Here is a 12780-nt window from a genome sequence, read left to right on the forward strand (position 1 = left end):
GTAAAGATTGGGAGTGCGCGACGGGTGCGCAGCACTCCTCTGCAAATCAAGGAGGCAATTTATCGGCTGTGCACGCTTGATATGAAAAAGGTATCAGCCATCAGATGAAGCATTAACGCCTGAGGTCACGGCCTCGACCATCTTTTCCAGCTTTTGCAGCCTGCGCGCCATGTCATCGATCTTGCGAATGCGTGCTGCACTTTTACGCCACTCGGCGGCCGGCTGCATCGCCGTACCCGAGGAATAAGCCCCTGGTTCGGTAATCGAGTGCGTCACCATGGTCATGCCGGTGATGAAAACGCCGTCGCAGATTTCAATATGCCCCACCAGCCCGACACCGCCGGCAAGGGTGCAATGTTTGCCAATCTTTGTGCTACCGGATATCCCCACGCAGGCGGCCATCGCGGTGTGATCGCCAATCTGCACGTTGTGGGCAATCTGGATCTGGTTGTCCAGCTTCACGCCATTACCGATGCGCGTGTCGGCCAGAGCGCCGCGGTCGATGGCGGTATTCACGCCAATTTCCACGTCGTCGCCCACCAGGACACCGCCAATCTGCGCGATCTTCTGCCAGATACCTTTGTCATTGGCAAAGCCGAAACCTTCACCACCCAGCACCGCGCCCGACTGAATCACCACGCGCTCACCAATGCGCACATCGTGATAAAGCGTGACCCGAGGGGCGAGCCAGCCGCCAGCACCGATTTCACAACGGGCACCGATGAAGCAGTGGGCGCCAATGGTCACACCAGCCGCAATCCGCGCGCCGCTTTCAATGACGGCGAACGCACCGACACTGGCAGCGGCATCGACAAACGCATCCGCCGCAACGATGGCCGTTGGATGCACACCGGCTGCAGCCTTGGGCTTGGGATCGAACAGGTGAGAAATTCGTGCATAGGCCAGATAAGGGTCCGGAACCAGCAACGCATCCCCGACGAACAACTCGGCATCCGCGGGTTTGAGCAACACGGCGGACGCATGGGTATCGGCGAGAAATTTACGGTATTGGGGATTTGCCAGGAAGCTGACATGACCAGGGCCGGCCTCTTGTAAAGTGGCCAGCCCGGTTATCTCTTTATCCTCGGCGCCACGCAGGGTAGCGCCCAGGAACTCGGCCAATTGGCCGAGCTTGATGGATACAGTCATGACTTACTTCAGCTGATTCATGCGCTCGATGACCTGGCGGGTCACGTCGTACTGAGGCTTGACGTCAATCACAGCACCGCGTTCGAAGACCAGGTCAAATGCGCCTTTCTTGATCACTTCTTCTACAGCCTGATCCAGCTTGGGCTTTAGTTGCTTGAGCATTTCGCGGTCAGCAACGGCTTTGGCTTCGTTCAGCTCTTTGGACTGGAACTGGAAGTCACGGGCTTTTTGCTTGAATTCAAGCTCAAGACGCTCGCGTTCAGGCTGGGCCATTTTGTCGCCACCGCTGACCAGACGATCCTGGATGCCTTTGGCGCTGCTTTCCAGAGACTTGAGCTTGGTCAGTTGCGGACCGAACTTCTTCTCTGCATCAACGGCGTACTTCTTGGCCGCATCAGATTCCAGCAAAGCCATCTGATAGTTCAGAACAGCGATTTTCATGTCGGCAAACGCCGGGCTTGCAACAAGAACGGTTGCCAGCAGTACCAATTGAGTCAACTTACGCACGATCTACTCCTACGGAATTCGTTGTCATTAGCTAAGACCAGACCCTTAGAAGGTCTGACCAAGGGAGAACTGGAATACTTGAGTTTCGGTGTTGTCGTCCGGCTTCTTGATCGGCATCGCCAAAGCGAAGCTCAACGGGCCAAGCGCAGTGATCCAGGTGACGCCTACGCCGACGGAGCTTGCCAGACCGGAAAGGTCGACGTTGTTGCACTCGACGCCGGTGCGGGTCTTGGACTCGCAATTGCTGTCGAAGACATTACCCACGTCCCAGAACAGCGAAGTGCGCAGGGAACGCTGATCCTTGATGAATGGCAGAGGGAACATGACCTCTACACCACCCTGAACCAATACGTTACCACCGAACGGCAGCGGATCCTGATCCGGGTCAGCCAGGGTACCTGGCTTGCCGCCTGGGTTGCCCTCGCCTCGGCTCGGTGTACTGCGCGGACCGAGGGTGCTGTCCTTGAAGCCACGTACCGAGTTGAAGCCACCGGCGTAGTAGTTCTCGTAGAACGGCAGACCGGAGGTCGAACCATAACCGTCGCCATAACCCAGCTCGGTGTGCAGACGCAGGGTGTAGTTGTCGGTGATCGGGTGGAAATACTGTGCGCGGTAGTCAAGCTTGAAGAACGACAGGTCGCTGCCCGGCAGAGTCGATTCCAGCACCAGGCTTTGCGAATGACCGCGAGTCGCCAGTACGCCTTTGTTCAAGGTGGACTCGGACCAGCCGGCAGACGCCTTGAAGTTCAGGTACTTGTCGCCTTCCTGGTCAACGAAGTCGAAAATCTCGTCAACGGTATAGGTACCGGTCTTGATTTCATCCTGCTGAACGGTCAGGCCGAAGGTCAGACGCGATGTTTCGTTGATCGGGTAGCCCATGCTGATGCCAGCACCCAGGCTGTCTACCGCATAGCTTGCCACGTCGACATCGAGGTCATCGTAGTCGGTCGTGCGGTAGAACGCGTTGTAACCCAGGCTCACGCCATCAGCCGTCCAGTACGGATCGACATAGCTGAAGTTGTAACGGCTCTGGTATTCGCTGCGGGTCAAGCCGATGCTGACCTTGTTACCGGTACCGAGGAAGTTGTTCTGGCTGATCGAACCACCGAGGATCAGACCGGCGCTCTGGGCGAAACCGACGCTGGCGGTGATCGAACCGGAGGCTTGCTCTTCAACGGCGTAGTTGACGTCTACCTGATCGTCGGTACCCGGCACAGGCGGGGTTTCGACGTTCACTTCTTTAAAGAAGCCCAGACGGTCAAGACGGGTTTTCGACTGGTCGATCAGGTAGGTCGAAGCCCAGCCGCCTTCCATCTGACGCATTTCGCGACGCAGCACTTCGTCCGCAGACTTGGTGTTGCCACGGAAGTTGATGCGATTCACGTAGGCACGCTTGCCCGGATCCACCACGAAGGTGATATCAACCGTGTGATCTTCGTCGTGGGGCGTTGGTACGCCGTTGACGTTGGCGAAGGTGTAACCCTCGTTACCCAGACGACGGGTGATCAGTTCGGAAGTGGTGGTCATGACCTTGCGGGAGAAAACCTGGCCCGGCTTGACCAGCAGCAGGGATTTGACCTGGTCTTCCGGCACCTTGAGGTCGCCGCTCAGCTTGACGGATTTGACGCTGTATTTCTGGCCTTCGTTGACGTTGACCGTGATGTACACGTTCTTCTTGTCAGGCGTGATCGATACCTGGGTCGAAGCGATATCCATATTGATATAGCCGCGATCGAGGTAGTAGGAACGCAGACGTTCGAGGTCGCCGGAGAGTTTCTCGCGGGCGTACTTGTCGTCGTTCTTGAAGAAGGAAAGCCAGTTGGTGGTCTTGAGCTCGAAAAGACCAATCAGGTCTTCATCAGGGAACACCGTGTTACCCACCACGTTGATGTGCTGGATAGCAGCGACGGTGCCTTCATTGATGTTGATCTTCAAGCCAACGCGGTTGCGTGGCTGAGGAACGACTTCGGTAGCCACTTCAGCGGAGTAACGGCCTTGGGCAACGTACTGACGTTGCAGCTCGTTACGCACACCCTCAAGGGTGGCGCGCTGGAAGATCTCACCTTCAGCCAGACCGGACTGCTTGAGACCTTTCATCAGGTCTTCGGTGGAGATGGCCTTGTTGCCTTCGATCTCGATGCTCGCCACAGACGGGCGCTCGACAACACTGATAACCAGCACATTCCCGTCACGGCCCACCTGGATGTCCTGAAAGAACCCAGTCTTGAACAGCGCGCGAGTGGCATCGACCAGACGACCATCATCCGCTTGCTCGCCAACGTTCAGCGGCAGCGCACCAAATACACTGCCAGCGGAAACCCGCTGCAGGCCATTGACACGGATATCGGAGATGGTGAAGGACTCAGCGTGAACTTCGGCGATCATCAGTGCGGCAAGAACCGCAGTTAGCAGCAGACGTTTCATGAAGTCCTTTCTTATTCCAACTGGCAATAAACAAACTGCCGCAAAATGCGGCAGATTCGCAACTCAATGAAGCTTTACAGTCGACCCAGATCGTTGACCAGCGCGAGCAACATGACACCCACTACCAGACTGATACCGATCTGAACCCCCCAACCCTGAACCTTTTCCGAAAGGGGGCGACCACGCGCCCACTCGATCAGATAAAACAACAAATGCCCCCCGTCCAATACGGGAATAGGCAGTAAATTGAGAACACCCAGGCTTATGCTCAGATAAGCAAGGAAATTCAGGAAATCACCGATGCCCGACTGGGCCGAAGCGCCCGCCACTTTAGCAATGGTTATCGGTCCACTCAAGTTTTTTACAGATAGCTCGCCGAACAACATTTTCCTGAGCGAATCGAGGGTCAGCACACTCATGGTCCAGGTACGCTTCGCGCCCTCGCCCACGGCGGCCAATGGACCGTAACTGACTTCGCGCAACATCTCCGGCGGCCAGTCGATACCCTTCACTCCAGCCCCCAGATAACCGGCGGCGGCGTTGCCTTCACCACGTGTCGCCAGGGTCAGCGGCACATCCATTTGCGCGCCGTCACGCTCGACACGCAGGGAAATCTTCGCTTCGGGGCGTTCTCGGACCCGATCAACGACCTGTTGCCACTCGGTCAGCGGCTGACCATCCAGTGCCAGCAGCCGATCACCGGTCTTGAGGCCTGCGGCCTGCGCCGGGCCTTTGGGATCCAGTTCGGCCAGTACCGGCGGCAGCGCCGGACGCCATGGGCGAATCCCCAGGGATTTGATTGGATCAGGCTCGTCGGCGCCTTTGAGCCAGTTGTCCAGCGCCAATTGGCGCGGCGAGTCGACTGTCGAGCCTTGCTCACGGACTTTCAGGGCGATGGTGCCGCTCTCACCCAGACGTCGCACCAACTGCAGATTGACCGCTGACCAGCCGGTAACAGGCTCACCGTCCACCTCAACAATTTCCTGACCGGCAGTCAGCCCGGCTTTTTGCGCGATGCTGGCTGGCTCAACTGCGCCGATAACCGGCCGGACTTGCTGGCTGCCCAACATTGCCAGCGCCCAGAAAAACACAATGGCCAACATAAAGTTGGCCACCGGACCGGCGATGACGATGGCGATACGCTGATAAACCGTTTTGCGGTTGAAGGATTGATCGGCAAGCTCAGGCGGAACATCGCCTTCGCGCTCGTCGAGCATCTTCACGTAACCACCCAGCGGAATCGCCGCAATTACATATTCGGTGCCCTTGCGATCATGCCACTTGACCAGCGGCATGCCGAAACCGACGGAAAAACGCAAAACCTTGACGCCACAACGCCGGGCCACCCAAAAGTGGCCAAATTCGTGAAAGGTCACCAGCACGCCCAGCGCAACCAGGGTGCCAACAATCATATAGAGCGCGCTCATCAACCTTCTCCAGTCACAGACTCAGCGGGCATTTTCGGTTGCCGTCGCCTGAGCCCGTGCTTTCTTGCGTGTGCTGTTATCGCCCGTTGCGGCTGAGCCATTGCTCAGCCAGAACGCGCGCTTTGGAGTCAACCTCAAATACTGCGGCCAGATCTTCGAGCGCAATAACCGGCTCAAGATTCAAAACCTCATCGATCATACTCGCGATCTCGGGATAGCGGATGCGCCGATCAAGAAATGCGGCCACCGCAACCTCGTTGGCAGCGTTAAGCATTGCCGGAGCGCTGTCGCCCGCCTCCGCCGCCTGTCGTGCCAGACGCAGGCAGGGGAAGCGATTTTCGTCCGGCGCCTGGAAATCCAGACGCGCGATACTGAACAAGTCCAACGGCGCGACACCTGAGTCGATTCTTCCCGGCCACGCCAGGGCGTGGGCAATCGGCGTGCGCATGTCGGGATTACCCAGCTGGGCGATCACCGAGCCATCGACGTAATCCACCATCGAATGAATCACGCTCTGGGGATGAATGACCACTTCGATCTGTTCAGGACGCGCATCAAACAGCCAGCACGCCTCGATCAATTCCAGACCCTTGTTCATCATGCTTGCCGAGTCTACGGAAATTTTGCGTCCCATCGACCAATTCGGATGAGCGCACGCCTGCTCCGGGGAAACATCGTGCAACTCGGCCAGTGGCGTCTCGCGAAACGGGCCGCCCGAAGCCGTCAGCAGAATGCGTCGCACACCCACCGGCCCCAGGCCGCGAGCATAATCCACCGGCAGACACTGGAAGATCGCATTGTGTTCGCTGTCGATAGGCAGCAGCACCGCGCCGCTGTGGCGCACGGCCTGCATGAACAGCGCCCCGGACATCACCAGCGCTTCCTTGTTGGCCAGCAGGACTTTCTTGCCCGCCTCGACTGCCGCCAGCGTCGGCCGCAGCCCTGCCGCGCCGACAATCGCCGCCAGCACGGTATCGACCTGCGGATGCGCCGCCACTTCGCAGAGACCTCGCTCACCGACCAACACCCGCGTGTCCAGGCCCGCAGCCGCCAGATCGTCCTGCAACTTGCGAGCGATATCCTGCGTCGGCAACACGGCAAAGCGCGGCGTGTGCCGCAAGCACAACGCCAGCAACTCGCTGGTGCGACTGAAGCCGGTCAGCGCGAACACCTGATAGCGATCAGGATGCCGCGCGATGACGTCAAGGGTGCTCAGGCCGACCGATCCGGTCGCCCCAAGCACGGTAATCAGTTGTGGACCACTCACAGAACGCCCCACTCAGCAGCCCACAGCAACGCCGCGAAAACCGGAATGGCAGCGGTCAGGCTGTCGATGCGATCAAGCACGCCGCCATGCCCGGGCAACAGGTTGCTGCTGTCCTTGATGCCGGACTGGCGCTTGAACATGCTTTCGGTCAAGTCGCCCACCACGGAAATGAACACGACGATGGCTGCGCCAAGCAGCCCCAGTACGAACTGCGACGCCGACCAACCGCGAAACACGCCAACAATGGCGGTTATCACCAGGCAAGTAAGCAAGCCGCCATACACGCCTTCCCAGCTTTTGCCGGGACTGACCTTCGGCGCGAGTTTGCGCTTGCCGAACGCCTTGCCGGAAAAGTACGCGCCAATGTCAGCGCCCCAGACCAGAACCATCACTGCCAGGATCAGCCAGTTGCCCAGTGGCCACTGCTTGATCAGCACCAGCCCCTGCCACGCAGGCAGCAGGATCAACAGGCCGATCGTCAGCTTGCAGGCGGCACTCGCCCAATGCGCGCTGGACGCGGGATAGGTCAGCACCAGGTAAGTCGCCACCGCCCACCAGATCACGGCCGCTACCAGCACCCATGGCGCAAGGCCGGGCACCAGGTAGAGCACGAACAACAAGGCGGCTACGGCCACGGCATAGGCAATTCGTGCGGACTGGGCAGGAAAACCCGCCAGACGCGCCCATTCCCAGGCGCCCAGCACCACGACCAGACCGATGAACAACGCGAAACCAGCGCCTTCAAGGAGGAAAAAGCCACACAGTGCGATTGGCAGCAGAATCAGTGCCGTGATGATCCGTTGTTTCAGCATTAAGCCCGGGCTCCAGCTTCTACCTGCTCGCTCGTTTTACCGAAGCGACGTTGGCGAGAAGCGAAATCGGCCAGCGCAGCGCGCATGGCATCGTGTTTGAAGTCCGGCCAGAACAGGTCGGAGAAGTACAGCTCGGCGTACGCCAGCTGCCAAAGCAGAAAATTACTGATGCGGTGCTCGCCACCGGTACGGATGCACAAGTCCGGCAGCGGCAGATCGCCGGTTGCCAGACAGGTTTGCAGCAGTTCCGGCGTTATGTCTTCAGGCTGCAGATGCCCGGCCTGAACTTCACGCGCCAGACGCTGGGCGGCCTGGGCGATATCCCACTGACCGCCATAGTTCGCAGCGATTTGCAGGACAAACCGGTCATTGCCCGCCGTGCTCAACTCTGCTTCACGCATGGCGGCCTGCAACTCGGGGTGGAATCGAGACCGATCACCGATGATCCGCAGGCTGATGGCGTTGTCGTTCAGACGCCGGGTTTCACGGCGCAGGGCCGTGAAAAACAACTCCATCAGCGCGCCGACTTCTTCCGCCGGACGCTGCCAGTTTTCGCTGGAGAACGCAAAAAGGGTGAGCACTTCGACCTTGGCCTCGGCACATACCTCAATCACCGCCCGAACAGCGTCGACGCCCGCTTTATGACCGGCGACACCGGGCAGCAGGCGTTTCCTGGCCCAGCGGTTGTTGCCGTCCATGATGATCGCTACATGACGCGGCACCGACAAAGGCCCGGCCAGTTTTGTCTTTTCCATGAAAGCCCCGAACCTTATACAGCCATCAGGTCAGCTTCTTTCTGCTTCACGGCGACTTCAATTTCAGCGACGAATTTATCGGTCAGTTTCTGAACGTCATCAGCACCACGACGCTCTTCGTCTTCGCTGATTTCTTTCTCTTTGACCAGATCCTTGAGCTGGCTCAGCGCATCACGACGGATGTTGCGCACGGCAACGCGTGCGTCTTCCGCAGCTTCGCGAGCCTGCTTGGTGAAGCCCTTGCGGGTCTCTTCAGTCAGGGCCGGCATGGAAATCAGCAGCAACTCACCCAGGTTGGTCGGGTTGAAGCCCAGACCGGAACTCTGGATCGCCTTGTCGACGGCAGCGAGCATGTTGCGCTCGAAAGCCACGACCTGCAGCGTACGGGAGTCTTTGACTGTCACGTTGGCAACCTGATTGAGCGGGGTGTCTGCGCCGTAGTACGGCACCATCACGCCACCCAGAATGCTTGGGTGCGCCTGACCGGTACGAATCCGGCTGAACGCGTGCGCCAGGGATTCCAGCGATTTGGTCATGCGCTCTTGAGCGTCTTTCTTGATTTCGTTGATCATTGTTGGCCTTCCTCGATCAGGGTTCCTTCAGCGCCGCCATGGACGATATTCAGCAAGGCGCCGGGCTTGTTCATGTTAAAGACGCGCAGCGGCATCTTGTGGTCGCGGCACAGGCAAATTGCCGTCAGATCCATCACGCCCAACTTGCGATCCAGCACTTCATCGTAAGTCAGATGATCGAACTTCTCTGCATGGGGGTCTTTGAACGGGTCTGCGGTGTAGACACCATCGACCTTGGTCGCCTTGAGCACGACGTCGGCGTCGATTTCAATCGCACGCAAGCAGGCAGCCGAATCCGTCGTGAAAAACGGATTGCCAGTACCGGCGGCAAAAATGACGACTTCCTTGGCGTTCAAGTGACGCATGGCCTTGCGACGGTCGTAATGGTCAGTCACGCCCACCATGGAAATCGCCGACATCACGATCGCCGAGATGTTGGCGCGCTCCAGCGCATCGCGCATCGCCAGGGCATTCATCACAGTGGCCAGCATGCCCATGTGATCACCGGTAACACGATCCATACCGGCAGCACTCAGTGCCGCACCGCGAAACAGGTTGCCACCGCCAATCACCAGTCCGACCTGGACGCCGATACCGACCAGCTGGCCGACTTCCAGCGCCATCCGATCCAGAACCTTGGGATCGATGCCGAACTCTTCCGAGCCCATGAGGGCCTCGCCGCTAAGCTTGAGTAGAATGCGTTTATAGCGAGCCTGATAACCACTGCCCTGCTGAGCCATTGCGAATCTCTCCTGCGGCGTTTTCTGAAAAAAATCTGTGCGGGCACTTTAAGCCTGCGCTAACTCTAGCTTGACGCTGCGACAGCGTCTGAAGAATGCAGCCTTGTAAGCCACTTCTCCAAGGAAAACAAATACCTTTTCCTTTTTGCCTTTGCCAAAGAGGCTGCGCGCGTGAGCGGGCAGCCTCTTTGGGGCGACAGTTAAAAAACCGTCTTACTGCTTGGCAGCAGCCAGTTGTGCAGCAACTTCGTCAGCGAAGTTATCAACTGGCTTCTCGATGCCTTCGCCTACTTTGAAGTAGGTGAAAGAAACGATTTCAGCGCCGGCTTTCTTGGCCAGTTCACCGACCTTGACTTCCGGGTTCTTGACGAAGGCTTGCTCAACAAGGCTGGCTTCGGCCAGGAACTTGGTGATACGGCCGCCAACCATTTTCTCAACGATTTCAGCTGGCTTGCCTTTGATCTTGTCTTCGTTGAGTTGCATGAAGACGCCTTTTTCGCGCTCGATCGCTTCGGCAGAAACTTCCGAAGGCAGCAGGAACTCAGGGTTGCTTGCCGCTACGTGCATGGCGATATCTTTAGCCAGCTCGACGGTGCCGCCTTTGAGGGTCACAACTACGCCGATCTTGTTGCCGTGCAGGTAAGAACCTACAACGTCGCCTTCGATGCGGACCAGGCGACGGATATTGACGTTTTCGCCAACCTTGCCGACCAGTACCAGGCGTGCAGCTTCCTGAGCTTCGATCAGCGGAGCGACGTCAGTCAGTTTGTCAGCGAAAGCTTTTTCGACGCTGGCAGCAACGAATGCCTTGAAATCGTCCTGCAGAGCCAGGAAGTCGGTCTGCGAGTTGACTTCGATGATGACGGCAGCCTTGCCGTCTTCCTTGATTGCGATAGCGCCTTCAGCAGCAACGTTGCCTGCTTTTTTGGCTGCCTTGATCGCGCCGGAAGCACGCATGTCATCAATGGCTTTTTCGATGTCGCCGCCAGCCTTGGTCAAGGCCTTTTTGCAATCCATCATGCCTTCGCCGGTACGCTCGCGCAGTTCTTTAACCAACGCTGCAGTAATCTCTGCCATTTCAAAATCCTCTTGGATAGGTCTTAAACCATTCCACCCGACGGATCGGGCGTACAAAATTCTTGAAAACACAGGGTGACAGCCGTTCATGACAACAGCGCCATGACTACGCCGACACATGGTTTTCGAGGGAGCAAAAAGGGGGCCAAGCCCCCTTTCTGCGTACTGAGTCAACGCCAGGCGTTAGTTACTCAGCCTTCAACCACTGCTGCAGCTGGAGCTTCTTCGACGAAAACGTCGGTGCCGCCAGCAACATTGTTACGACCACGGATTACAGCATCAGCCATCGAACCCATGTACAGCTGGATAGCGCGGATTGCGTCATCGTTGCCTGGGATGATGTAGTCAACGCCTTCCGGGCTGCTGTTGGTATCGACTACGCCGATAACAGGGATGCCCAGCTTGTTGGCTTCGGTGATCGCGATGCGCTCGTGATCAACGTCGATAACGAACAGTGCGTCTGGCAGACCGCCCATATCCTTGATACCACCAAGGCTACGATCCAGCTTTTCCAGATCGCGAGTGCGCATCAGCGCCTCTTTCTTGGTCAGCTTGGCGAACGTGCCGTCTTCAGCCTGGATTTCAAGCTCACGCAGACGCTTGATCGACTGACGGATGGTTTTGAAGTTGGTGAGCATGCCGCCCAACCAGCGGTGGTCGACGTACGGCGAACCGCAACGTGCCGCTTCTTCAGCAACGATCTTGCCAGCCGAACGCTTGGTGCCGACGAACAGGATCTTGTTTTTGCCCGAAGCCAGGCGCTCAACGAAAGTCAGAGCTTCGTTGAACATTGGCAGGGTTTTTTCAAGGTTGATAATGTGGATCTTGTTACGCGCGCCGAAAATGTATTTACCCATTTTCGGGTTCCAGTAACGGGTTTGGTGACCGAAGTGCACACCGGCCTTCAGCATATCGCGCATATTGACTTGGGACATGATAGTTCCTTGAGTAAGTCGGGTTAGGCCTCCACGTATCCCAATGACCAACCAGCGGCTTCGAGCCGAAGGCACCCAGGTCATCGTGTCGACACGTGTGTGGGTTTGGGCTTGCGGGGCATACCCCGGAAAGCGGCGCATTTTATATCATAAAAGTCCGGATAACGAAACCCGCATCAAGCGCTTGTTCTCACAGACTTTTATTAGTGGCTTCGCGCCCCTATATAAGGAAGCCATGATCACCCGGTCTTCGACGGTCTGATAGAATCGCCGCTTTCCGTATTAGCCGCACGCTTGCCGTGCCGAGAGAGTTCGTATGACAGTCACCATCAAAACCCCTGAAGACATCGAAAAGATGCGTATCGCCGGCCGCCTGGCTGCCGACGTCCTGGAAATGATCGGTGCTTACGTCAAGCCTGGCGTTACAACCGAAGAGCTGGATCGCATCTGCCATGACTTCATCGTCAACGAGCAGCAAGCCATTCCTGCGCCCCTGAATTACAAGGGCTATCCAAAATCGATCTGCACCTCGATCAACCACGTGGTCTGTCATGGCATCCCCAATGACAAGCCGCTGAAGAACGGCGATGTGCTGAACATCGACATCACCGTCATCAAGGATGGTTACCACGGCGACACCAGCAAGATGTTCCATGTTGGCAAAGTGCCAGAATGGGCAGAGCGCCTGTCGAAAATCACTCAGGAATGCCTGTATAAAGGCATTGAAATCGTCCGTCCCGGCACCCGTTTGGGTGATATCGGCGAAGTGATTCAGAAGCACGCCGAGAAGAGCGGTTTCTCCGTGGTGCGCGAATATTGCGGGCACGGCATCGGCAAGGTCTTCCATGAAGAACCTCAGGTTCTGCACTACGGCAAGGCTGGCGATGGCATGGAACTGAAGGAAGGCATGACGTTCACTATCGAGCCGATGATCAACCAGGGCCGCGCCGAAACCCGTCTGCTGGGCGACGGCTGGACCGCGATCACCAAGGACCGCAAATTGTCTGCACAGTGGGAACACACGATTCTGGTCACCGCCGATGGCTATGAAATCTTCACCCTGCGCAGCGATGACACTATCGCCCGCACATCAGCCTGATCCCGGTCCTTACGCC

General features: G+C 57.6%; 12 protein-coding genes. 1 reads left to right on the top strand and 11 read right to left on the bottom strand.

The genetic code is table 11. From position 1 onward, the window contains the following. Positions 1 to 93: 93 nt before the first annotated feature. The 11 genes from lpxD to rpsB form a co-directional block, all read right to left on the bottom strand. Entirely contained in the window at positions 94 to 1149 is a 1056-nt protein-coding gene (gene lpxD / locus CFII64_RS03965; protein WP_020289473.1) for a UDP-3-O-(3-hydroxymyristoyl)glucosamine N-acyltransferase, read from the bottom strand. 3 nt (positions 1150 to 1152) lie between these two features. After that, complete coding sequence (locus CFII64_RS03970) at positions 1153 to 1656, bottom strand: OmpH family outer membrane protein (protein ID WP_020289474.1); 504 nt, start codon at positions 1654 to 1656, stop codon at positions 1153 to 1155. Between the two features lie 45 nt (positions 1657 to 1701). Further along, complete coding sequence (bamA, locus tag CFII64_RS03975) at positions 1702 to 4080, bottom strand: outer membrane protein assembly factor BamA (protein ID WP_020289475.1); 2379 nt, start codon at positions 4078 to 4080, stop codon at positions 1702 to 1704. Between the two features lie 74 nt (positions 4081 to 4154). Then, a complete protein-coding gene (gene rseP / locus CFII64_RS03980) occupies positions 4155 to 5507 on the bottom strand; it encodes a sigma E protease regulator RseP (protein WP_020289476.1) in 1353 nt (450 codons plus the stop codon). A 76-nt stretch (positions 5508 to 5583) separates the two neighbouring features. Next, positions 5584 to 6774 carry a 1-deoxy-D-xylulose-5-phosphate reductoisomerase gene (ispC, locus tag CFII64_RS03985; protein ID WP_020289477.1) on the bottom strand — a complete coding sequence of 397 codons (1191 nt, stop codon included), beginning with the start codon at positions 6772 to 6774 and terminating at the stop codon, positions 5584 to 5586. Further along, positions 6771 to 7586: a phosphatidate cytidylyltransferase gene (locus tag CFII64_RS03990; protein ID WP_020289478.1), complete on the bottom strand. Its 816-nt coding sequence runs from the start codon at positions 7584 to 7586 to the stop codon at positions 6771 to 6773. The genes ispC and CFII64_RS03990 overlap by 4 nt, the downstream gene beginning before the upstream one ends. Continuing rightward, positions 7586 to 8341, bottom strand: coding sequence for a polyprenyl diphosphate synthase (gene uppS / locus CFII64_RS03995; RefSeq protein ID WP_020289479.1), 756 nt, complete (start codon positions 8339 to 8341; stop codon positions 7586 to 7588). Before uppS ends, CFII64_RS03990 begins: the two co-directional genes overlap by 1 nt. A gap of 14 nt (positions 8342 to 8355) precedes the next feature. Then, positions 8356 to 8913: a ribosome recycling factor gene (frr, locus tag CFII64_RS04000; RefSeq protein ID WP_020289480.1), complete on the bottom strand. Its 558-nt coding sequence runs from the start codon at positions 8911 to 8913 to the stop codon at positions 8356 to 8358. Beyond that, complete coding sequence (gene pyrH, locus CFII64_RS04005; RefSeq protein ID WP_003172271.1) at positions 8910 to 9653, bottom strand: UMP kinase; 744 nt, start codon at positions 9651 to 9653, stop codon at positions 8910 to 8912. The genes frr and pyrH overlap by 4 nt, the downstream gene beginning before the upstream one ends. 213 nt (positions 9654 to 9866) lie before the next feature. Beyond that, positions 9867 to 10730: a translation elongation factor Ts gene (tsf, locus tag CFII64_RS04010; protein WP_020289481.1), complete on the bottom strand. Its 864-nt coding sequence runs from the start codon at positions 10728 to 10730 to the stop codon at positions 9867 to 9869. Between the two features lie 191 nt (positions 10731 to 10921). Next, positions 10922 to 11665, bottom strand: coding sequence for a 30S ribosomal protein S2 (gene rpsB / locus CFII64_RS04015; RefSeq protein WP_020289482.1), 744 nt, complete (start codon positions 11663 to 11665; stop codon positions 10922 to 10924). A gap of 316 nt (positions 11666 to 11981) precedes the next feature. Between rpsB and map the strand changes: the two genes are divergently transcribed. After that, positions 11982 to 12764, top strand: coding sequence for a type I methionyl aminopeptidase (gene map, locus CFII64_RS04020; protein WP_020289483.1), 783 nt, complete (start codon positions 11982 to 11984; stop codon positions 12762 to 12764). Positions 12765 to 12780: the final 16 nt, after the last annotated feature.

The organism is Pseudomonas sp. CFII64 (assembly GCF_000416235.1).
Lineage (GTDB): Bacteria > Pseudomonadota > Gammaproteobacteria > Pseudomonadales > Pseudomonadaceae > Aquipseudomonas.

Coding starts and splice junctions, on each gene's coding strand:
- uppS (WP_020289479.1), bottom strand. CDS start 8,341: ATGGAAAAGACAAAACTGGCCGGGCCTTTGTCGGTGCCGCGTCATGTA.
- lpxD (WP_020289473.1), bottom strand. CDS start 1,149: ATGACTGTATCCATCAAGCTCGGCCAATTGGCCGAGTTCCTGGGCGCT.
- CFII64_RS03990 (WP_020289478.1), bottom strand. CDS start 7,586: ATGCTGAAACAACGGATCATCACGGCACTGATTCTGCTGCCAATCGCA.
- bamA (WP_020289475.1), bottom strand. CDS start 4,080: ATGAAACGTCTGCTGCTAACTGCGGTTCTTGCCGCACTGATGATCGCC.
- rpsB (WP_020289482.1), bottom strand. CDS start 11,665: ATGTCCCAAGTCAATATGCGCGATATGCTGAAGGCCGGTGTGCACTTC.
- frr (WP_020289480.1), bottom strand. CDS start 8,913: ATGATCAACGAAATCAAGAAAGACGCTCAAGAGCGCATGACCAAATCG.
- tsf (WP_020289481.1), bottom strand. CDS start 10,730: ATGGCAGAGATTACTGCAGCGTTGGTTAAAGAACTGCGCGAGCGTACC.
- map (WP_020289483.1), top strand. CDS start 11,982: ATGACAGTCACCATCAAAACCCCTGAAGACATCGAAAAGATGCGTATC.
- rseP (WP_020289476.1), bottom strand. CDS start 5,507: ATGAGCGCGCTCTATATGATTGTTGGCACCCTGGTTGCGCTGGGCGTG.
- pyrH (WP_003172271.1), bottom strand. CDS start 9,653: ATGGCTCAGCAGGGCAGTGGTTATCAGGCTCGCTATAAACGCATTCTA.